This window comes from Clostridium kluyveri (assembly GCF_001902295.1).
Classification (GTDB): Bacteria; Bacillota; Clostridia; order Clostridiales; family Clostridiaceae; genus Clostridium_B; species Clostridium_B kluyveri_B.
In genome coordinates this window covers 814,735-837,138 of record NZ_CP018335.1, presented here as the reverse complement: position 1 = coordinate 837,138, position 22,404 = coordinate 814,735, and the positions used below count along the sequence as shown (strand labels likewise).

Below are 22,404 nucleotides of genomic sequence, written 5' to 3'. Positions count from 1 at the left end.
CAGTTATATTTTTATCCTTAAATATTTAATTATAAGTGCCAAAAAAATTTAATCTTCATATAATTTAATAAACCAACCATTAGAAAAATAATAATTTAGTAAAGATTTACCTATGATAAATACATTGACAACAATGCAGGAAAGCAATATAATGATTGCAACAAATCTCTCATTTAATAAATTAATACTTAAATTATAAAAGTATTCACTTATCTAATTGTAATTATATAAAAACGACTATTTTTATTCTACTTTAAACCAAATCTTTGAAAATCTAATAATATATACTCCTTTTTAATATAACAGCTACTTAAAAGATCATTTGAACATATTTACTTAATTAATTTAAGTCCAATAGTTATCATTATTATACATAATAAATATTCATCATGCGTAGTATGTAATAGATAAAGTAAAAAGGAGAGGAGAATATGAACTTTAAAGATATAATTGAAAAAGATAGAGAACTAAGAAAAAAACATGAATTCGAAGGCACTTTTTTAGAATATCTACAAATCGTAAAGGATAATCCTCAAATAGTAAAATTAGCTCATAAGAGAATGTATGATATTATAATAGATAAAAAATACGAGGTATTAAACCCTGAAGAAAACCCTAAAATTAAGAAATTGCATGGAAATGAACCTATAAGAAGATATAACTTTTTTAAAAATGATTTTTTTGGTATTGATAAAGTGATAATGAAATTGGTTAATTACTTCCATTCAGCTGCAATGAAAGGAGAAGAATCAAGACAAGTACTCTACCTAGTAGGACCTGTAGGTGCCGGGAAATCATCTTTAGTTGAATCCATAAAAAAAGCCCTTGAAACATCAGAACCAATATATGCACTTAAAGGTTGTCCTATGAGAGAAGAACCTCTTCATTTAATACCCAACCATTTAAAACATGACTTTGAAAAAATTTTGAATGTCGAAATCGAGGGAGATCTATGCCCTATTTGTAAATACAGACTTAAACATGACTATAATGGGCAATATGAAAAATTTCCTGTAATAACTACTGATTTTTCTATTCGTTCCAGAAAAGGAATCGGCGTAGTACCTCCTGTAGATCCTAATAATCAGGATACTTCTGTACTCACAGGTTCTATTGATATATCAAAGATGGACATTTATCCTGAAGATGACCCTAGAATATTTTCTCTTAATGGTGCATTCAACGTAGGAAATCGAGGATTGGTAGAATTTATAGAGGTATTCAAAAATGACGTTGAATATCTTCACACTATAATTACAGCTACCCAGGAAAAATCTGTTCCATCTCCTGGAAAAGGATCAATGATTTATTTTGACGGAATTATTTTAGCACATTCTAATGAATCAGAATGGAATAAATTCAAATCAGATCATACCAATGAAGCAATTCTTGACAGAATAGTAAAAATAGAAGTTCCATATTGTATGGAATTAAACGAAGAAGTTAAAATATATAAAAAAATACTTGGTAGAAGCCAATTTAACGCCCATATAGCACCACATACTATGGAAATCGCAGCAATGTTTGCAATTTTATCCAGGCTTTCACCTTCGAACAAAGTGGATCCTATGACAAAATTAAAAATTTATAATGGAGAAGATATAGTAGAAAAGGGAAGTACTAAAAAAATTGATTTTTCAGAATTAAAGGAAGAAGCTGGCATGCGAGAAGGTATGACAGGAATATCCACAAGATTCATTATAAAAGCTTTAGATCAGGCACTTTCTAATTCAGAATATAATTGTATAAATCCCCTAAGCGTAATGGAAAGTTTAATAAAATCAGTTAAGGATTTAGATATTGCAGAAGATGACAAAAAGAAATATCTAACATTCTTAAAAGATACCATAAGAAAAGAATATAATAAACTGCTTGAAAAGGAAGTGACTAGAGCCTTTATACACAGTTTTAAAGAACAGGCAGAAAGTCTTTTTGATAATTATCTGGATCATGCCGAAGCTTATGTAAATAAAAATAAAATCAAAGATCATTCCACTGGAGAAGAACTTGAGCCTGACGAAACCTTTATGAGATCTATAGAACAGCATATAGGAGTTTCTGAAAGCTCCTCCAAAGGTTTTAGAACAGATGTCACCTCATATATGTTCTACATTATAAGAAATGGGGGTAAAATTGAATATACTTCCTATGAACCACTTAAAGAGGCTATTGAAAAAAAGCTTACGGCATCAGTAAAAGAATTATCTAGAATTATAACTAAATCCAGAGTTAGAGATAAAGACCAAGATGTAAAATATAATTCCATGGTAGAAGAACTAAAGGCAACAGGTTACTGCGATCACTGCTGCGATGTTATCTTAAAATATGCTGCCAACAATTTGTGGAAGGATTGATCTTATGGCTATTTTCAGAGAATTTGATGTTAATGACCATCATGACAGATCTTTAGAAGATAGAAGACGCCATAGACAATTGGTAGAAAAATCCATTAAAGATAATTTGGCGGACATAATATCTGAAGAAAGCATCATAGGTCAAAGTAAAAACAAAAAAGTTAAAATTCCCATAAAAGGTATAAAAGAATACCAATTTATATATGGAGACAATAATTCCGGAGTAGGCAGCGGAGATGGCTCCCAAAAAAAAGGGGATAGAATTGGAAAAGCCATAAAAGACAGAGATGGAAAGGGTAATCAAGGTGCAGGTAATCAAGAAGGAGAAGATATGTATGAAATAGAAGTTACCATAGAAGATGTTTTAGATTACCTGATGGAAGATCTGGAGCTTCCTCTAATGGATAAAAAGAAATTTTCACAGATTCTCTCTGAAAATTCTCCTAAAAAATCCGGTTATCAGAGAAGAGGAATAAACCCAAGACTTGCTAAAAAGAGAACCATGGTAGAAAAATTAAAAAGACAGCAGGGTACTAAAAGAGCTTTACGTGAAATTCATGGGGAATTGGAGTCTGAGCCTAAAAATAAACTGCCAGAAGATACAACTATAAAATCCAGATTTCCATTTAAACAAGATGATTTAAGATATTTCAGAGTAAAAAGGAAACCAAAACTAGAACTAAACGCTGCAATTATTTGCGTAATGGATACATCAGGTTCTATGGATAGTACTAGAAAATTTTTAGCTAGATCTTTTTTCTTTGTCTTATATAGATTTATAAAAATGAAATACAATAATGTAGAAGTAAAATTTATTTCTCATTCTACTTCTGCTAAAGTAGTTACAGAGAATGAATTTTTTCATAAGGTAGAATCTGGTGGAACTTATATATCCAGCGGCTTAAAAAAAGCTTTAGAAGTAATTGAAGAAAATTATAACCCTGCTTACTGGAATGTTTATACTTTTTATGTTAGTGATGGGGATAATTGGAGTGAAGATAATAGTCTAGCATTAAAATGTGCTACGGACCTATGTAAGGTATGCAATCTTTTTAGCTACGCTGAAATTATTCCAAGCCCTTATGGAAGCAGCATAAAACACATTTTTCAAAATAAAATTACTGATAATAATTTTACCGTAGTGACTATTCATGAAAAACAAGACTTATGGAAATCCCTGAAAAAAATACTGAGTAAAGAATTGGAAGAGAGGTGATTTCCGTGGAATATACAAATAAGGACTTAGAAACCTGGGGGCATATCATAGAATCCAAAGCTGAAGAATCAGGCCTTGACTTTTACCCTCAGGAATTTGAAATCATAAGTTATAAGGATATGATTGCCTATGAAGCTTATGTGGGTATGCCTTCTAGATATCCACATTGGAGCTTTGGAAAGGCCTACGACAGATCTGAATCACTATATAAATATAATCTTACAGGTCTTCCTTATGAAATGGTAATAAATTCGAATCCTTGTCTTGCCTATTTAATGAAAGATAATACACTGCTTCTTCAAATTCTTACTATGGCCCATGTATATGGACATAATGATTTTTTTAAGAATAATAGACTATTTAAACAAGGTACTAATGCATCCTATGCTATCGAGATGTTTAAAAACCACGCAGATATGATAAGAGAATATGTAAATGATCCTAGCATTGGATATGAAGAAGTAGAAAAAATTTTAAATACCGCCCATGCCATAAGATTTCAAACAGTGAGAACTGTGGGAATCAAAAAAACAGAAGAGGAATGTAAAGATGATATTATAGCATTTATAATAAACCACGGCACCTTAGAAGAATGGCAAAAAAATGTTTTAAATGTGGTTAGAAATGAAACCCTATATTTTATACCCCAAATTGAAACAAAAATTATGAATGAAGGTTGGGCAAGTTACTGGCATTACAAAATTTTAAATCAACTTAATCTGACGGCTTCCCTTTATGTGGAATTTATAAAAAGACACAATGACGTTATAGCCCCCACTATGGGAAGTATAAATCCTTATTATGTCGGTTTTAAAATGTTTGAAAACCTAGAAAAAAAATATGGAATAGATAAAATATTTGAAGTGCGAATGTTAGAACGAGACGAATCCTTTATAAGAAGATATCTCACCGAAGAACTATGCTATGAATTAAACTTATTTGAATATGGTAAAAGAGGAGATGACTATGTAGTAAGGGAGATTCCAGACGGAGACGGATGGCTAAAAATTAGAAATACCCTTTGTAATCTCTGCGGCATGAATTTAATTCCCAATATTGTAGTTGACAGTATATCAAAAAAAGATACTACTCTTGTTTTAAATCATATTTATGAAGGAAGGGAATTAAATTCAAGTTATATGGAAGCTACTCTAAAATATCTTTATGAACTTTGGGGATATCCAGTTAAATTAAATACAAAGTTGAAAGATGAAAGTGTACAGGTTTGCTGCAATGAAAATAAAAAAATTTCATATATAACTTTAAGATAACTTAAAAGTCTTTAATAAATGTTCTCTAATTTATTAAAGACTTTTTAAAATTATAATTCACACAGCTAAATTATTTTAATTTATCCGTAAAATTTTTATATTTATGGTAAAGAAATTTAGCTACTCCATCCTTATCATTAGAGGGAATAATTCCAGTGGCAATATCTTTCAATGGTTTGTAAGCATTTTCAACTGCATACTTTTCATCCGCTAATTCAAAAAGGGATTTATCATTTAAGTTATCTCCAAAACAAATAAGTTCATTAATTTTTAAATAATCTTTCAAAAATTCTGCAGCACATTTTTTATTAGCACAGGAATTCGTAACCTCCAGCCAGAAAAAACCTTTTGAATAAATTTCTTCTGTATAATGGCAGGTAGCATCTATGGTATTTTTAAATAATCTATAAGAATAATCTAATTCACTTCCCTTTTCTATGGCAAATATATTTATAATATTATATTCTCCAATCTTTGAAAAATCCTTTACTATAGTAAGTCTCTTATCCTCTTGTCTTTTTCGTGAATTTATATATATTCTCTGACCTTCATTAAAAATACCTTTATAAAATATTTTTTTATTTCCATTAAAATCTATTCCAGATACAAAAGGAGAGATTTTCTTTAAACTATAATGCCTTAAAATAAACTCAACTATACCTTTATCTAAATAATTCTCTCTGATATTTTTATTCAAAGAAGGATCATATATAAAAGATCCATTATTTAAAATAATAGGTAAACTCAAATTTAGCGGCTTTAATATATTTTTTGAAGCCTCATAAGATCTGGCAGTAGCAACAGTGAACTTTATCCCCAGTGCTATTAATTTATTTACAATTTTAACGGAATATTCACTTACAAACTGCTCTGAATTCAATAATGTTCCATCTAGATCTGAAATATATAAAGTCAAAATATTTTCCTCCAATTTAATTAAATCATCAGTACCTGAATTTAAGAATCACTTGAACTATTATGATTTAACTTTATTATATTCTAGTATAAGTAATTATTCTACATAGATTAAATATTTTATGGTATAAAAAAATGGATATCAAGATATAAAATGTAATTAAATACAATATCCCAATATCCAAAAATACATAAGTACATTATATAATCTATACTTTAAAAGTAAAATTGTCTATAAGCCTGGTTCTTCCTATATATACCGCAATTGCAACTAGAATGGAAGAAGATATACTCTGTACAGGTTCCAAACTTAAACTATCCACAATTTCAATATAATCTATCTTTGCCAAAGTTTCTGAACTTAACTTTTCATTAATCATATCCTTTATTCTGCCTACATTTCTTTCTCCTAAATTTAAAGCTTTTTTTGCTAAAATAAGGCTTTCATTTAGTATACAGGCTGCTTTCCTTTCTTCCAAAGAGAGATAAGTATTCCTTGAGCTTTTAGCAAGACCATCAAACTCCCTTACTATAGGACATCCTACTATTTCTATATCAAAATTTAAATCTTTTACCATTTTCTTTATAACTGCAAGCTGCTGTGCATCTTTTTCGCCAAAATAAGCCCTATCAGGAGTTACAATATTAAATAATTTTGAAACTACAAGACACACTCCCCCAAAATGAACAGGTCTCTTTGCGCCGCACAAACCTTCTGTCAAACCATTTACATTTACAACAGTACTTGCATCTTTATAATACATCTCTGAAGGTTCTGGATTGAATATTAAATTGGCTCCAGCTTTTTTACATAAAACCTCATCTCTTTTTATATCTCTAGGATAGGATCCTAAATCTTCATTTTTGCCAAATTGTGTAGGATTTACAAATACACTAACTACTACTTTGTCATTTTCCTCTGCTGCTCTTTTTATAAGACTTTCATGCCCTTCATGTAAAAATCCCATAGTAGGTACAAGGCCAATAGTAAATCCCTCTCTTTTCCATTTTTTTATCTGCTTCCTCACTTCACCCACTGTCTGTACTCTTTTTATATTATTATGCCTTTTTAATACAATCGTTTCCAATTTATACACCTTCTTTAATGCATTTATCTATAATACTATCATCCATTTTAAAACTATATTCTTCATCGGGAAAAATACCCTCCTTAACTTCAGCAATATAGTCTTTAAATGCTTTTCTTATAACTTCCCCAGCATTTCCATAAGACTTAACAAACTTAGGTTTAAAATCAGAAAATAATCCCAACATATCCTGATATACCAATATCTGTCCATCGCAATACTTCCCTGCACCTATTCCAATAGTAGGTACAGATACTGTTTCTGTAATAATTTTAGCCAGTTTATAAGGTATCCCTTCCAAAACAATAGAAAAAGCTCCTGCTTCTTCAAGTCTTTTTGCGTCTTCAATTATATTTTTTGCCTTAGATTCATCCTTACCCTGAACTTTAAAACCACCAAATACATTAACAGATTGAGGGGTAAGACCTATATGTCCCATTACAGGAATTTGAGCTTTTACAATAGCTTTCACCTGTTCATACACTGAAACACCCCCTTCAAGTTTTACAGCTCCCGCCAGTCCCTCTTGAATTATCCTACCTGCATTCTTTACCGCATCATATACAGAAGTCTGATAGGACATAAAAGGCATATCTCCCACTACCAGCGCATCTTTAGCCCCTCTTGTAACTGCTTTAATATGATGAAGCATATCCTCCATAGTAACACTTAAGGTATCTTTATAACCAAGACATACCATACCCAGTGAATCTCCAACTAGAATACCATTAATACCGGATTCATCCATAAGCTTAGCCATAGAGTAATCATAAGCAGTAAGCATTGTAATCTTTTCATTATTATGTTTTGCACTTACAAAAGTAGAAACATTATTTTTAGCCATGTTCATTACCTCCAAGTTCATTTTTTATTTTATCCCATTTTGTTCCCACATGTTTTTTTTCTGACAGCTCCACTAGATTCAAAGACAATACTCTGTATAAATTCTTATGCACCTCTGGTATAACCTCAAGATGATGTCTAATAGTCTCTATATCTCCACGTTCTACAGGACCAGTTAATGCATTTATAAAGCCCTTGTTTTTTATGTTAGTTAAATTATTGTCAATCAAAGGCATAAGAGCAGTAATTGCATCATCTTTATTAATACCACAGTCTTCTAGATATGCACATCCTATATTTAAAAGAGAAAGCACTAAATTAGAAACTGTCACATTGGCAAGATGATATAAGGGTTTTTTACTTTTGTCAAGTATAATAATTTTATTACCCATTTTTTCAAAAAGTCCCTTTAAATTTGTGATGTAAGCATCATGCCCTTCAATGGAAAAATAAATTTTATATAATGTTTTATAAGTATTAAATTTATCTGAAAAAGCACACATGGGATGGATAGAATATCCGAATGCTCCTAAAGTGTCAATATCTGAAAAGATTGAAGAGGACAAAGAACCACTTGAATGGCAGATTATTTTATTTTTTAGTTTGTATTTTTTTATTTTATTCCATATTTCTTGTATAATATCATCAGGGGTTGTTATAAAAATAACATTACAATCTTTTATCAAAGCTTCAAGTTCTTCGTAATATTTACTGGATGTAAAATCAGCAGCTTCCTCTGCTGAACTTTTACTTTTACTGTAGTAGCCTTTCAAGTTTAATCCATTAAGGGAAAAATACTTGCCCAAGGTTACTCCTACTCTACCAGCTCCAACAAAACCAATATTAAATTTCATGGCATCACCATCTCTTTACAATACAAAAATACAAACAAAATTTTAAAATCAAATCGCAGCCTGTCTCTTTCAAAAATTGATATGAGCAGAAAAATAATTTATCAACACTTATGGTGCAGCTCAAAATGATACTACCCAAAGTTATTCTAGCACACATTAAAGTTCTATTCAAGTACTTATATTTTCTTCAAATTCCCAGTATATTATATATTAATTTTGTAAATTTTATTTATATAAACATATTCCTAATGTTTCTTAAAGTATTAAAGGCTCTGAATCATCAGAGTCTTTAATACTTTAAAAATTTAAAATACATACTAATTTAAAAGTCCAAATTCATGGAGCACTATTTTGATAAATATACTTTAAGCAAATACATCTACTATGTTATCAGAATTGTTTTTACCATCATTGGTTTTATTAGTACTGCTATTTTCCATTTTTTCTGATTTTATACTATCCATAGAAGTTTGAGTTTTCGATGTTTTTTGAGATTGCATTTGCTGAATTTGTGATTCAATCTGCTGCAGTTGCGCCTGTAACTGCTGGATTTTAGCCTGTTTTGTTTGCTCATCATCGTCACTTGCACTTTCTTCTTGTATCTGCTGTTTAATATTAGCTGCCTGCTTTTCTAATTGGCTTGTATCACTACTGCTATTATACGAAGTTATAGTTGTGCCAGTTGACATAGAAGAAATTGATGAAATACTCATATTAATACCTCCTAAAAATTTCATTATTATATTCCCTTAGGTAAATTTACTATATTAATATTAATATTTCCTTAAAATCCATATCCTTATTAATAAATAAACCAAATAATATTCTTAGTGTATTTATTCAGCACATTCATCATACTGTCTATATTTATTACAAATACACTCACTGCAGCTTTCCTTATCATTAAAATCACTACAAAGTTTATAACTGCCTCCTTCTATTTTTAATATTTTCCCGTTTACCAAGCTTTTTGCTATCTTTTTACGGGCATCATCATATATTCTTTGTATAGTAGAGCGTGCCACTCCCATTACACTTGCACTTTCTTCTTGATTTAATCCTTCTAAATCCATAAGTCTTATAGTTTCGTATTCTTCTACAGTCATTATTATAGGTTCATTTATATCTTTTGATATATCTACAGGTCCAAATTTATTAATTTGCGGCAATGTACAGACTTTCCTCCATTTTCTTGGCCTTGCCATTTTATCACCTCTTTAGTTTTATCGTACCAGAATATTATAATGCAATTCTTAACTTTTTTACATACTAAAATAAGAGGTGAACAATCACCTCCTAAAAAATTATAAATTCTATTTTAAAGTTTCAATAAGCAGCGGCACAATTTCATATAGATCTCCTACAATACCATAATCTGAACTCTGAAATATAGGAGCATCCTCATCTATGTTTATAGCAGTTATAATTCCAGCATTTTCAATTCCTTTTAAATGTTGAACTTGTCCTGATATACCAATGGCAAGATAAAATGTTCCACTGAATTTCTGTCCCGATATGCCTACATAACGATCAAGTGACAGCCATTCCCTTTCTTCAGCCACAGGTCTGGAGCAGCCAAGTTCAGCACCAATTGTATCCGCTAGTGATTGTATTAAAGGCAAATCTTTTTTATCCTTTAATCCCAGTCCTATACTGCATACTTTATCTGCATCTGCTATACTTCCTCTAGAAGCTTCACTTTTATTAATATCTATATTTTCATTTTTAATATAATTTAAAAATGCATCTACCTTTTCTTTTGGAGAACCTTCTTTTATAATAACCCTCCTACGGTTTCCCGTTATAGGTTTTGCTTTATTAACTTTATTCTCTTTATTTTCCTCAATGGGTTCTTTTTTAGGTTTGCCTAAAATATCACTGGAGATAATCAGTCTTTGAATCTCATTAGTTCCTTCATATATTGTACAGATTTTAGCATCACGGTACATACGCTCTACAGGAAATCCTTTAATGAATCCTGAGCCCCCATATATTTGCACTGCATCATTAACAACTTCCAGGCAAATATCAGAAGCATATAATTTTGCCATAGCAGATTCCATTCCATAATTTTTATGTTCCTGTTTTAGTACAGCTGCACTATATACCATAAATCTAGCCGCCCGAATTTTAGTAGCCATATCTGCAAGTTTAAATGCTATGGATTGTTGTCTTGAGATAGGTTTTCCAAACTGAACTCTTTCCTTGGAGTAGCTTAGTGCTTTTTCATAAGCACCCTGGGCGATTCCAAGTGCCTGTGCTGCAATACCTATGCGCCCACCTTCTAGGGTCTGCATGGCAATTTTAAAACCCTCATTTTCCTTTCCCAAGAGATTATGTTTTGGTACCTTCAAATTTTTAAATAAAAGTTCTGCAGTAGCAGAAGAACGTATACCCATTTTATTATAATGAGTACCAAAAGTAAATCCATCCATACCTTTTTCAATAATAAAGGCACTTATCCCCTTAGTTCCCAACCCCGGAGTTGTAACTGCAAATATTACATAAGTATCCGCATAATCAGCATTCGTTATAAATACCTTAGAGCCATTTATAATATAATAATCTCCTTCTAAAACCGCTGTAGTTTCTGTTTTACCTGCATCACTTCCAGCATTAGGCTCTGTAAGACCAAAAGCGGCAATTTTTTTGCCAGAAGCCAGTGGAACTAGATATTTTTCTTTTTGTTCTTTTGTCCCAAATTCCATGATGGGCCAAGTTCCAAGAGATGTGTGTGCAGATAATATAACACCCACACCTGCGTCTACCCTTGATAGTTCTTCTACCGCAATAGCATAACTCAATACATCTTTTCCTTCGCCCCCATATTCTTTTGGATATGGAAGTCCCATAATAGATAGTTCTCCCATCTCATTAACTATTTTCTCAGGAAACATATTTTTCTCATCTAGTTGAAATGCAATAGGCTCGATTTTTGCTTCTGCAAACTTTCGAACATTATCTCTAATCATTTGTTGTTCTTTGGTGAGTTCAAAGTTCATAAAACCATCTCCCTAAATATAATTTTCAACATACATGTAAATAGAAAAAAGTACATTCACTAATTACAATAAAAGTTATAAATAGATTATATCATTACATACCTTAAATTACTATATAGCCCAACTTTTACTTCTCACCTTTTTAAACATTTTATTTTTTATCTTCATAAAGATAATCATAAATGGCACTTCTTAAAGCTTCAACACCAAGATTAGAACAGTGTTTTTTATGATCCGGTAATCCTCCTAGGGCATCTATTATATCATCTTCTCCAATAGATAATGCCTCTTCTAAGGTTTTCTTCTTTGCTAGTTCTGTTGTCATACTACTTGTAGCTATAGATGCAGGACACCCATAAACTAAAAAACTGATATCCTCTATTATATTGTCTTCTACCCTAATATATATATTTAATGAATCTCCACAGGATGCATCTCCAGCTTTTCCCTCACCATTTGAATCATCTATGATACCTACATTTCTAGGACACATAAAATGCTCAATAACAGTATCTGTATATTCACTTGTAAACATACTTTTCATCCCCCTAAAATATACTACTCACACTTATTATTTTTACACCATTTTGTGCAAAAATCTGCTTTTTTACTGCATAAAACCCTTTGTGAACCACAAACAGGACAAAGAAGTCTGTCCTGTTCATAATTCACTTCATATAGTTCACCACAATCAAAACACTTAAATTTACAAAAATTAGTTGTGTAATTCCCCCCACTTATTCTTATAGCATTTCCCTGTGTCAAAGCCACAGCCACCTTTTTTCTTGCACTATCAATTATATTTTGAAAAGTCTGTCTGGATACCTGCATCTTTTCAGCACATTCTTCCTGGTTCAATTCCTCAATATCTTTCAACCTCATGGCCTCAAGCTCTTCCACTTTTAAAACTGTTTCACTAATTTTGCATTTAGCCTTTCCCCAAGGTACAAAATAGGTGCTTTTAGGAAAAAATTCTACTTTCCTAAATTTTATTGGTCTTGCCATGTTTTATCCTCCTTTGCATTTACTGCACAGTCCTTTTAACATGATATCTACATCATATATTTCTAAATCATTTTTTTCTTCAATTTTTTTATTTAGCTTGATATATGAAAGATCCTGCTCTAGATTATCTACATCTATTATACTATTACATTTATCACATTTAAAATGTACATGAAGAGGTTTCCCGCTAAAAATTTTTATCTCATAGTAATTGATATTATCAACATTGATTTTTTTTACTATACCAAGCTCACCAAATATCTTTAAACTTCTGTATACTGTAGCAAGACCAACATTTTTGTCTTTAATTCTTTCATAAATTTGCTTTACAGATAAATGGGTATTTGCATTTATCATCTCTAAAAGCAAAATTCTCTTCTGTATAGTGAACTCATATCCTTTATTTTTAATTAACTTTTTGTATAACAAAAGATTTTTATCCATATTATTAAATATTACTCGCTGCAGTGACCTTCATGGGCATGTTCAGTACATACACTACCTGTGGATTTAAGTTCACCTTTTATAAATTTTTCTACGGCAGCACCGCATAAGCCCTCAGTTCCTACCACAACCTCTATTCCATTTTCATTGAAAAGCTGCTGAGCAGTGGCACCCATTCCTCCTGATATTACTACATTTACATCAAGTTCCTTTAAAAATACCGGTAAATATCCTGGCTTATGTCCTGGATTAGGTTTAAATTCCTCATTTTTTATTTTTTTATCCTCTATCTGATAAATTGTAAATCCATCACAATGTCCAAAATGTCCACTTATATATTTTCCCTCACTTGCAACTGCTATTTTCATAAAAATATCCTCCTTAAATAGTATGTTTTATTATTATAAAATTAATCTATATACTCTTTTAAAACACCATGGGTATATTCAATTATTTCAGCACAGGATACACCCTTTTTCTTTAATTCTGCACACTGGAATGTTCCATATTTCTCCTTTATTTTACCCATAATTTTTTTTGTATAATCTCTTGACTGATTAGGTTCCACTGCTTCTTTTCTTCCTTTTATTGCACCTAAAGCCATAAGTGCTCCTGTTATTGCCCCACAACTGCTTCCCACAGTCATTCCCCTTCCAAAAGGACTAGCTATTGATACCGGAATATTTAAGTTTTTTTCTTCATTTACTACCTTTATTATAGATTCTGCACAATTATATCCTTCTTCATAAAAGTCCACTGCTTTTTTCATTTATACATTCCTCCATTTCAAAATTTTTAATAAATATGTTTTTTTATATTAACCCACATTTCCTTAACGGATCTACAGGCCTCACTATTTTCATAGTATATAATTGATTTCAACTCATTTATTGATTTTATTACGGTATCATCATAAGGTATTTTTCCCACTAACTCTAACTCTTTTTCTGCTACAAATTTTTCTATTTCCACGGTGATATTGTAATTTATATCATACTTATTTATACATATCATAATAAATAATTCAAAACTCATACATAATGCAGTCACTCTCTTCAAATCCTCAAGTCCAGATTTTGTGGGTTCGGTAACAAGTAATACTGCATCACTGCCGGTTACAGATGAAATAACAGGACATCCTATTCCCGGAGAAGCATCAATAATTGTTAGTGTATCTTTTGCATTAAACTTTTTACCGTTATTCCTCAAAAAAGTCACTAACTTTCCTGAGCCATCGCTTCCTATGTTCATCTGTGCCCTAGAAATTATACCTTTGTTTGTACTTGTAATAAAAGTTTCAGCTGATTTATCCTCCACCAGCTTAATTGCTTTTTCAGGACATATCAAAGTACATGTTCCACAACCTTCACAGAGAAAACCATCTACCACATAATCTTTTATGGCATTAAATTTACATGTAATTTCACATTTTCCACATCTATTACAATAATGCTCATTTATAACTGCTTTTTTGCCGCCGTAAAAATCTTTTTTTTCTATATCTACACCCTTGTAAAAAAGATATAAATTAGGAGCATCTACATCACAATCTATTCTAACCACATCTTTGGCAAGTTCTGATAATGCTGTTGCAATTGTGGTCTTTCCGGTGCCTCCTTTTCCGCTTAATATTACTAGTTCCACTTTAGCACCTCCAATACACCTTCTGCCATGTCATCAAATGCCCTTTTATATTCAGGATTATTATATAGAATTTCTCCCTTTGAATAAATTTCAGCTATATTTTTACTATAGGCAATACTGCCTATTAAAGGTACATTTTTTTCCCTGCAGTACTTTTTTATTACATTGTCCTCACCATTATCTTTATTTATAATTATTCCAAAAGGAATATTAAATATTTTCACCACTTCTATAGCCATTTTAAGGTCATGAAATCCAAATTCGGTTGGTTCTGTAACAAGTATTGCCCCTTTTGCATATCTCATAGTATTTACTACATTACAGGAAGTGCCTGGACTGCAGTCAATTATATTTACTCCCTGTGGCACATTTTCTAAAAGCTGTTTTATTACAGGTACTGCCATAGGTTCTCCCACATCAAGTACTCCCCTTACACATTCTATATTTTGTGCGTAACCCTTTTCTATTTTACCGGTATTTCTATACCTATAACTTAGCGCATCCTGCTTACATATAATTTTACAGGCACCACAACCATGACATAGCTTCTGAAATAATATAATATCATCTCTAACCTTTGCAAGGGCATTGAATTCACAGACTTCTACACATAAACCACAGGAAATACATTTTTCATCATCTATAAATGGGTATTCTACCTTAACCTGTTCTGTCTTTTCAATATGCGGTTTCAAAAATAAGAATCCATTTGGTTCTTCTACATCACAATCCACATAACTGGCCTTTAATGCAAGGGCAATATTTGTAGACACAGTAGTTTTACCTGTACCTCCTTTTCCACTTAATACTGCTATATTCAAGTTACTTCCTCCTTAAAATCCCATTTTAGATTCCATGATGCGCCGGTCCTGACTGGGTTAACTCTTTAAGTTCATCTTTTTCAAATTTTCCCAAAATAGAACTCACAGCAATGCTTTCACACTTATAAACTTTAATTCCTGATTTGTTAATGATTTTAAAGGCATTAGGTCCCAAACTTCCAGTGATTATAGCATCCACATTTTCATCAAGCACTTGTTGTGCCGCTGCAATACCAGCACCACCTCCCGAAAATTGGCCCTTATTTTCTAGTATCTTAATTTCTCCCCCTTCAGTATCATGAATTTGAAAATACTTACATCTTCCAAATCTCACATCCAACAAACTTTCTACCTCCACCCCATGTGCTGAAATTGCTATCTTCATCGTTTTTCCTCCAAACCACTTATAATATTAGTAACAATAGGATTAAAAACCTTTTCAAGGCTTTCATCTATACCTTTACCTTCTTGTTCTGATAAACTACTTATACTGCTTAACATGGGAAGTTCCCCTAAAAGTTTTAAATCCATATCCTTTAAAAATTTCCCCGTACCTTCTGCGTTAAAAAGTTTTATCTTTTTTCCGCAGTGGGGACAGGCTATATAACTCATATTTTCAATAACACCTAAAATATTAATATTCATGGCCTTTGCCATATTCACAGCTTTTGAAACTATCATAGAAACTAAATCCTGTGGTATAGATACCATAACTAAACCACTTATAGGAATAGACTGCATTACTGTAAGTGCAACATCTGCTGTTCCAGGTGGCATGTCAATTACCAGATAATCAAGTTCTCCCCATATTACATCTGTCCAAAATTGTTTTACTGCTCCAGATATTAGCGGTCCCCTCCATATAACCGGTTGGTTTTCATCTTGTAAAAGTAAATTCAATGATATCGTTTTTATTCCACTTTGTGTTTCTACAGGTAATATAAATTCTTCATTGGTTTCTGCTTTCTTCCCTCTTAGACCCATTAAATTAGGAATACTTGGTCCTGTTACATCTGCATCCAAAATTCCCACACTATATCCCATGTCTTTCAAGTGTCTGGCTATAAGAACAGAAATTGATGATTTTCCCACTCCCCCTTTACCACTCATAACACCAATAATTTTTTTTACATTATTATAGGGATTGTTTTTAACCATACAATTTTCCTTATCCTTGCTGCACCCACCATTTAACGGGCATGAATTACACTCTGACACAAAATCATCTCCTATATCTATATTGGCATTTGCCACTTTCATAATACTACTATTTATTATTATTGTCAAATGCCAATTTAAAAAATTGAAAATAAATTATTGATATAGTATTATGAAAAAAAGAATACTAAAAAACAAAGAACATTTAATAATATATTTGGAGGTGACTTTATAACTTATGACTCATAAATTTGATGCAAAAAATAAGCATAAACTGGATAATGCCACTAGGAGGAGATTGCTTCCCCCTGAGGAAACCCTTATAAAACTTGGATTACAACAGGGCGATATAATGGCAGATATAGGCTGTGGAATTGGATATTTCTCAATACCAGCATGTAAAATCGTAGGAGAGAGGGGAAAAATATTTGCAATGGATATTCTGCCCGAAATGCTTCAGGAAGTTGAAATAAATATAAAAAAGCATAACATTGCTTCTAATATAAGAACTTTATTAACATCAGAAAATAATTTAAAGTTGGAAGACAACACAATATCCTTTGCCTTTATAAGTAATGTACTTCACGAAGCATTAGATAAAGAAAAACTTTTAAATGAAATTAGAAGAATTCTCTCTCCTAAAGGACGACTAGCTGTTGTAGAATGGGAAAAGATTCAGGGAGAATTTGGCCCTCCTCTAGAACATAGATTAGATAAATTTCACCTTATGAAAGTATTAGATAAAATTAAATTTTCAAATATATCCCTTGTAAGTATAGGTGAAAACTTTTATGGCTTAACGGCACAAAAATAATTCATTTAATTATGGAGGCGAAATATATGATTATAGAAAGTACTGATGTAGCAAAGGCTTCTATAGAAATGTCCATATCCTCTAGGGAAAGTGAAAAAAAATTAGAGGACTTTTTCGAGGATAAAGGTATTTTAACTGCTGCTGTAGACATAGGTGGAAATATCAACAACAGTATACCAAAAATAATTGAAAGAGCCCTGGTAGCATCTAAAAAGAGAGGACTTATAAGAGAAAATTATCATGTACACGATGGTGCTATAGCAGGTGCTACTAGAGAGGCACTTTTTCAAATTATTCAAAAAGCAAATGGACTGAATGTAGGAGGTAAAATCGGTATAGCGAGAAATAAGGAACATATAAGTGTATGTATATTCATGAGCATAGGATTACTGCATTTAAATGAGGTAGTAATCGGACTTGGACATCGTTCTATTCCTATATAAAAACTTCTAAAAAGTGCATTTTATGGTGTTTGACAAGCTATACTATATAAAGTATAATTATGTCGTATATTTATATATTGTAGGCTAGTTTTATATAAAAATATAATGTAGTATGGCAGAATCTATAACATAGTAATTTTAAAATAAAAAATACTATATTGAACTTGATTAAGTAGAATTGGTAGTTTATGTAGAACATAATATAGTCTAAAGATATAAAAATTTTAAGTTACAAAAAAATTTTTCTGTTATCTAAAGTTCTGCTGACACAGAACTTTTTTTTATTTTTGCTATATATCCTATACACTTCAATATATAAATACAATATAAAATATTATTTTGGAGGATGAGTAGTATGGTAGGAAAGAAAAAGCTTTCATTTCTTGCAGTATTTTTATTGGCTGCATCAATTCTAGGAGGATGTGGTGGGACATCATCAAGCAGTTCTAAATCAACTATTAAGGACAAAGAAGTAATTAAAATTGGTATTACCCAATTTATAGAACACCCGGCTCTTGATTCCGCTAGAAAAGGTTTTATAGAGGCATTAAAGGCAAAAGGATATGAAGATGGTAAAAACATTAAGATAAATTATCAAAATGCCCAGGGCGATATGCCTACAACTCAAAGTATAGCTCAAAACTTTGTGTCACAAAAAGAAGATTTGATCCTTGCAATAGCAACTCCTTCTGCCCAGGCAGCTTATAATGCTACCAAGGATATTCCTATACTTATAACCGCAGTAACAGACCCGGTTAAATCGGGAATTGCAAAATCTCTTGAAAACTCTGGAACTAATGTAACAGGAACTTCAGATGATCTACCAATAGGAAAACAATTTGAACTTTTAAAGAAATTGGTGCCTAATGCTAAAAAGTTAGGTATTGTATACAACACCAGTGAAACCAACTCACAAATTCAGGTGGAGAATGCTAAAAAAGCTGCTCCAACTTACGGATTAGAAATTGTAACAGCAGGAGTTACAAATGTAAGTGAAGTTCCTCAATCTTTAGATTCCATAGTTGGAAAAATTGATGCATTATACGTACCTACAGACAATGCAGTTGTTTCATCTATAGCTACCGTAGTAAACACATGTTACAAGAAAAATATACCTGTAATTGGTTCTGAAAAAGGACAGGTAACTGGTGGTGCTCTTGCCACTACAGGCATCGATTACACTAAATTAGGCTACCAAACAGGTCTTATGGCGGTAGAAATGATAAACGGTAAAAAACCTAGTGAACTTCCTATTACCACTTTAAAGGACATGCAACTTGTTATAAATGAAGATGCAGTTAAAAAGCTCAATATAACTATTCCAGATGATTTAAACTCTAAAGCTGAAAAAGTAAAGGGAGGAGTTAATTAGTGGATATACTAATAAGTGTATTACAACAGGGACTTATATTCTCCATAGCAGCTTTTGGAGTATATATAACCTTTAGAATATTGGATTTTCCTGATTTGTCCGTAGATGGTACCTTTCCTTTGGGTGCTGCTGTAACTGCCATATGTATAGTAAAAGGAATGAATCCCTTTGCAGCATCTATTTTATCTTTTGGTGCTGGATGTGTGGGGGGAATTTTTACAGGAATTCTCCATGTAAAATTAAAAATAAGCAACCTTTTATCTGGTATCTTGGTAATGATAGGTCTATATTCTATAAATTTAAGAATAATGACAAAATCTAATGTGCCCTTATTTGGACAAAAAACCATATTTTCAAATAATATAAATCTTCTATTGATACTGTTTATTATTATGGTTATAGTAAAAGTACTTTTGGATTTATTTTTAAAAACTAAAATGGGATTTGCATTAAAGGCTGTAGGGGATAATGAACAATTGGTAACTTCTCTTAGTCTTAATAAAGATAATATAAAATTAATTGGACTTGCCATTTCAAATGGACTGGTAGCTTTATCTGGTTCAATGATGGCCCAATATCAAGGCTTTTCTGATGTGGGAATGGGAACTGGAACTGTAGTAATGGGTCTTGCAGCAGTTATTCTAGGAGAATCTGTATTTGGAAGAATAAAGTTATTAAAATCCACTACTACAGCACTACTGGGTTCTATATTATATAAGGGTGCAATAGCATTAGCACTTTTGTGTAACCTCCAGTCTAATGATTTAAAATTGGTAACTGCCTTAATAGTAATTCTGGCTCTATCCTTAAATGGAAAAAAATTAAGTTTCAAAACCAAGAAACATAATCTTGGAGGTGAGTCCTATGTTAAAGATACAAAAACTGCATAAAGTATTTAATAAAAATACTTTAAATGAAAATATATTATATGACAATTTATCTTTAACAGTAGAAGAAGGTGATTTTGTCACTATAATAGGCAGTAACGGTGCTGGAAAGTCAACTCTGCTCAATTTAATATGCGGTACTTTAAGTGCCGATGAAGGTTCTATAATATTAAATGGTGAGGAAATAAGTAAGCTTCCTGAATATAAAAGAACCAGACATATAGGAAGAGTATTTCAGGATCCCTCAAAAGGCGTTTCGCCCAATATGACTATACTAGAAAATATGTCTATAGCCTACAATAAAGGAAAAAGGTATGGACTCACAATGTGTGTAAATAAAAACAATACTAAGCTTTTCATTGAAATACTGTCTCAGATAAATCTGGGATTGGAAGATAAACTTAATACCAAAGTAAATCTTTTATCTGGCGGGCAAAGACAGGCTTTATCTTTAATAATGGCAGTAATGTGCAAGCCCAAACTATTACTTTTAGATGAGCATATAGCAGCTCTGGATCCTAAAACCTCAGAACGTATAATAGAAATTACAGATAAAATAATAGTGGAAAATAAAATAACTACCCTCATGGTTACCCACAACTTAAATCATGCCATAACCTTAGGGAACAGACTATTTATGATGCACGAGGGCAAGATAGTTATGGACGTAAGAGGAGAAGAAAAAAGCAGATTAACCATAGATAAACTACTTAAATCCTTCGAAAAAGTTCAGGGAAAACAGGAAGGATTAAGTGACAGAGTTTTATTTTCCTAAAATAGTAAGAAAAAAGGTCATGAAATAAAGGTTAGATAACCTTTAATCATGACCTTTTTAATAAAATAATTCTTAGGTTTAGGCATAATTGTATTTTTCCATTAATAATAAATGACCACCTTTCACATAATAAATACATAAGGAAATCGTTTCATCAAAATTTTTTAAATAATTTCACTTAAAATATAATACATATAATAGAAAAATTAGACAAAATATGATAACATAATATGTGAATTATGTAGAAGGTGGCAAGATAATGAAAAGTAAAATAGAAGGAACAAAAAGAGCAGAGATAAATATGCATTTTTCAGAATTTGAAATGCCTCCAATGCAGGATATATTAATAGTAGGCAAACATGCCCCAATTGGACCTGAAGCTGCAAGAAGGATGGTAGACGTATTATCTCCAGAACAATATGACATAATAAAAATTAAACATGATTATATCGAAGCAATTGTAGTTAGAAAATCTCTATTAAATATGCTTTCAGAGGATAAACTTATTCCCATAATAATGGAGGAAGGGGGAAAGATTGCTAACGAATCAATTATTGTAAAGGCACAGGTTGATATTATTTTACATGTTAGTAAATCTGTAGATTTATGAATAAAAAGGCTATTAACATAGCAGAAAAAAATTTTATGAAGGTAGACATTCTAGATGGAGTAAGGAGAATCCAAAATATTTTTTGTGAAGATGATATAGACTGTTTCATAGTGTATGAAAATAAAGACTTAATGGGTATAGTTACTAAAAAGGAATTAGTCAGAGCGCACCCAAATAGGATACTGGCAGATATTATGTCTGACAGATATATTTGCATTAATTGCCATATCCATATCTGGAATATTAAAGAAGTTTTCGATTCAAATAAAGATATTAATATCATACTTTTAGAAAATGATAATGATATTATGGGATACATATCAAGGACAAGCCTAAATGTGGAATTTAGCAAACATATTGACTTACTCACTGGACTTTATAAAAGCGATTATATGTTTTACAATGCACATAAATTTATAGAAAACAAGCAAAATACAACCATTATATTTTTAGATTTAGATAACTTTGGCCTCATCGATAAAAAATATGGTCACATAAATGGAGACATTATATTGAAAAATGTAGGTACCATATTGAAAAAAAACATTCCAACGGACTGTTGTCTGTGTAGATATGCAGGAGATGAATTTGCCATATTGACTCCATATTGTATAAATAAAAGTAAATTAATTTCCCAAGACATATTAAATATTATTGATTCATATGAATTCCCAAATAATATACGAGTTTCTGCATCCATTGGCATTGCAAGTTGTGATATACATAATTGTAGTAAAGTAACCGATAGTTTAGACATAATAAATAAACTAGTAAATACAGCAAGTTTATTGTCTACAAAAGCAAAACAAAGCACCAATACTCCAATTATCACTGGTAATTTGGATATAAATGCAATTGCATAAATTATATAAAAAAGCTGCCGATAAC

Annotated in this window: 26 protein-coding genes; 10 read left to right on the top strand and 16 right to left on the bottom strand. The window is 31.4% G+C overall.

Annotated features, from left to right (window positions below; genetic code table 11):
• Positions 1 to 431 precede the first annotated feature (431 nt).
• The 3 genes from BS101_RS04395 to BS101_RS04385 are packed head-to-tail and all read left to right on the top strand — an operon-like array spanning position 432 to position 4,841.
• Entirely contained in the window at positions 432 to 2,354 is a 1,923-nt protein-coding gene (locus BS101_RS04395) for a PrkA family serine protein kinase (RefSeq protein ID WP_073537719.1), read from the top strand.
• Positions 2,355 to 2,358: 4 nt separating this feature from the next.
• Positions 2,359 to 3,570, top strand: coding sequence for a sporulation protein YhbH (gene yhbH / locus BS101_RS04390; RefSeq protein ID WP_073537718.1), 1,212 nt, complete (start codon positions 2,359 to 2,361; stop codon positions 3,568 to 3,570).
• 5 nt (positions 3,571 to 3,575) lie between these two features.
• Positions 3,576 to 4,841, top strand: a complete 1,266-nt coding sequence (locus BS101_RS04385; RefSeq protein ID WP_073537717.1) for a SpoVR family protein — start codon at positions 3,576 to 3,578, stop codon at positions 4,839 to 4,841.
• A 70-nt stretch (positions 4,842 to 4,911) separates the two neighbouring features.
• On the opposite strand, the gene BS101_RS04380 is transcribed toward BS101_RS04385, so the two are convergent.
• From BS101_RS04380 to BS101_RS04305, 16 genes are all read right to left on the bottom strand, one after another.
• On the bottom strand, positions 4,912 to 5,757 hold the full coding sequence (locus BS101_RS04380; RefSeq protein WP_083585653.1) for an HAD family hydrolase: 846 nt from the start codon (positions 5,755 to 5,757) through the stop codon (positions 4,912 to 4,914).
• Between the two features lie 208 nt (positions 5,758 to 5,965).
• The gene (panC, locus tag BS101_RS04375; protein WP_073541128.1) at positions 5,966 to 6,811 is read right to left on the bottom strand and encodes a pantoate--beta-alanine ligase; all 846 of its coding nucleotides are present in this window, start codon (positions 6,809 to 6,811) and stop codon (positions 5,966 to 5,968) included.
• Positions 6,812 to 6,845: 34 nt separating this feature from the next.
• The gene (panB, locus tag BS101_RS04370) at positions 6,846 to 7,688 is read right to left on the bottom strand and encodes a 3-methyl-2-oxobutanoate hydroxymethyltransferase (protein ID WP_073537715.1); all 843 of its coding nucleotides are present in this window, start codon (positions 7,686 to 7,688) and stop codon (positions 6,846 to 6,848) included.
• The gene (locus tag BS101_RS04365; protein WP_073537714.1) at positions 7,681 to 8,541 is read right to left on the bottom strand and encodes a Rossmann-like and DUF2520 domain-containing protein; all 861 of its coding nucleotides are present in this window, start codon (positions 8,539 to 8,541) and stop codon (positions 7,681 to 7,683) included. The genes panB and BS101_RS04365 overlap by 8 nt, the downstream gene beginning before the upstream one ends.
• A gap of 365 nt (positions 8,542 to 8,906) precedes the next feature.
• Complete coding sequence (locus BS101_RS04360) at positions 8,907 to 9,254, bottom strand: FlxA-like family protein (RefSeq protein ID WP_073537713.1); 348 nt, start codon at positions 9,252 to 9,254, stop codon at positions 8,907 to 8,909.
• Positions 9,255 to 9,377: 123 nt separating this feature from the next.
• The gene (locus BS101_RS04355) at positions 9,378 to 9,746 is read right to left on the bottom strand and encodes a DUF134 domain-containing protein (RefSeq protein WP_073537712.1); all 369 of its coding nucleotides are present in this window, start codon (positions 9,744 to 9,746) and stop codon (positions 9,378 to 9,380) included.
• Between the two features lie 108 nt (positions 9,747 to 9,854).
• Positions 9,855 to 11,543 carry an acyl-CoA dehydrogenase family protein gene (locus BS101_RS04350; RefSeq protein ID WP_073537711.1) on the bottom strand — a complete coding sequence of 563 codons (1,689 nt, stop codon included), beginning with the start codon at positions 11,541 to 11,543 and terminating at the stop codon, positions 9,855 to 9,857.
• 151 nt (positions 11,544 to 11,694) lie between these two features.
• Entirely contained in the window at positions 11,695 to 12,078 is a 384-nt protein-coding gene (locus tag BS101_RS04345) for an iron-sulfur cluster assembly scaffold protein (RefSeq protein WP_073537710.1), read from the bottom strand.
• A gap of 23 nt (positions 12,079 to 12,101) precedes the next feature.
• Entirely contained in the window at positions 12,102 to 12,548 is a 447-nt protein-coding gene (locus tag BS101_RS04340) for a DUF134 domain-containing protein (protein WP_073537709.1), read from the bottom strand.
• A 3-nt stretch (positions 12,549 to 12,551) separates the two neighbouring features.
• Positions 12,552 to 12,992: a Fur family transcriptional regulator gene (locus BS101_RS04335; protein ID WP_073537708.1), complete on the bottom strand. Its 441-nt coding sequence runs from the start codon at positions 12,990 to 12,992 to the stop codon at positions 12,552 to 12,554.
• Positions 12,993 to 13,003: 11 nt separating this feature from the next.
• Positions 13,004 to 13,360: a NifB/NifX family molybdenum-iron cluster-binding protein gene (locus BS101_RS04330; RefSeq protein WP_073537707.1), complete on the bottom strand. Its 357-nt coding sequence runs from the start codon at positions 13,358 to 13,360 to the stop codon at positions 13,004 to 13,006.
• A 41-nt stretch (positions 13,361 to 13,401) separates the two neighbouring features.
• Positions 13,402 to 13,761 (bottom strand): C-GCAxxG-C-C family (seleno)protein, encoded by a 360-nt coding sequence (locus BS101_RS04325; protein WP_073537706.1) that lies wholly within the window; start codon positions 13,759 to 13,761, stop codon positions 13,402 to 13,404.
• A gap of 26 nt (positions 13,762 to 13,787) precedes the next feature.
• Positions 13,788 to 14,636: an ATP-binding protein gene (locus tag BS101_RS04320; protein ID WP_073537705.1), complete on the bottom strand. Its 849-nt coding sequence runs from the start codon at positions 14,634 to 14,636 to the stop codon at positions 13,788 to 13,790.
• The gene (locus BS101_RS04315; RefSeq protein WP_073537704.1) at positions 14,627 to 15,457 is read right to left on the bottom strand and encodes a P-loop NTPase; all 831 of its coding nucleotides are present in this window, start codon (positions 15,455 to 15,457) and stop codon (positions 14,627 to 14,629) included. Before BS101_RS04315 ends, BS101_RS04320 begins: the two co-directional genes overlap by 10 nt.
• Positions 15,458 to 15,482: 25 nt before the next feature.
• Positions 15,483 to 15,842 carry a NifB/NifX family molybdenum-iron cluster-binding protein gene (locus BS101_RS04310; RefSeq protein WP_073537703.1) on the bottom strand — a complete coding sequence of 120 codons (360 nt, stop codon included), beginning with the start codon at positions 15,840 to 15,842 and terminating at the stop codon, positions 15,483 to 15,485.
• Positions 15,839 to 16,675: an Mrp/NBP35 family ATP-binding protein gene (locus BS101_RS04305; RefSeq protein WP_073541126.1), complete on the bottom strand. Its 837-nt coding sequence runs from the start codon at positions 16,673 to 16,675 to the stop codon at positions 15,839 to 15,841. The genes BS101_RS04310 and BS101_RS04305 overlap by 4 nt, the downstream gene beginning before the upstream one ends.
• Before the next feature lie 178 nt (positions 16,676 to 16,853).
• On the opposite strand from BS101_RS04305, the gene BS101_RS04300 reads away from it, so the two are divergent.
• The 7 genes from BS101_RS04300 (at position 16,854) to BS101_RS04270 (ending at position 22,379) form a co-directional block, all read left to right on the top strand.
• Positions 16,854 to 17,429 carry a class I SAM-dependent methyltransferase gene (locus BS101_RS04300; RefSeq protein ID WP_073537702.1) on the top strand — a complete coding sequence of 192 codons (576 nt, stop codon included), beginning with the start codon at positions 16,854 to 16,856 and terminating at the stop codon, positions 17,427 to 17,429.
• Positions 17,430 to 17,455: 26 nt separating this feature from the next.
• On the top strand, positions 17,456 to 17,872 hold the full coding sequence (locus BS101_RS04295) for a HutP family protein (RefSeq protein WP_073537701.1): 417 nt from the start codon (positions 17,456 to 17,458) through the stop codon (positions 17,870 to 17,872).
• A 355-nt stretch (positions 17,873 to 18,227) separates the two neighbouring features.
• Complete coding sequence (locus BS101_RS04290; RefSeq protein WP_073537700.1) at positions 18,228 to 19,244, top strand: ABC transporter substrate-binding protein; 1,017 nt, start codon at positions 18,228 to 18,230, stop codon at positions 19,242 to 19,244.
• Positions 19,244 to 20,134 (top strand): ABC transporter permease, encoded by an 891-nt coding sequence (locus tag BS101_RS04285; RefSeq protein WP_073537699.1) that lies wholly within the window; start codon positions 19,244 to 19,246, stop codon positions 20,132 to 20,134. The genes BS101_RS04290 and BS101_RS04285 overlap by 1 nt, the downstream gene beginning before the upstream one ends.
• Positions 20,109 to 20,906 (top strand): ABC transporter ATP-binding protein, encoded by a 798-nt coding sequence (locus BS101_RS04280; protein ID WP_073537698.1) that lies wholly within the window; start codon positions 20,109 to 20,111, stop codon positions 20,904 to 20,906. Before BS101_RS04285 ends, BS101_RS04280 begins: the two co-directional genes overlap by 26 nt.
• Positions 20,907 to 21,165: 259 nt before the next feature.
• Positions 21,166 to 21,516 (top strand): hypothetical protein, encoded by a 351-nt coding sequence (locus BS101_RS04275; RefSeq protein WP_011989187.1) that lies wholly within the window; start codon positions 21,166 to 21,168, stop codon positions 21,514 to 21,516.
• Positions 21,513 to 22,379 carry a diguanylate cyclase gene (locus tag BS101_RS04270; protein ID WP_073537697.1) on the top strand — a complete coding sequence of 289 codons (867 nt, stop codon included), beginning with the start codon at positions 21,513 to 21,515 and terminating at the stop codon, positions 22,377 to 22,379. Before BS101_RS04275 ends, BS101_RS04270 begins: the two co-directional genes overlap by 4 nt.
• Positions 22,380 to 22,404: the final 25 nt, after the last annotated feature.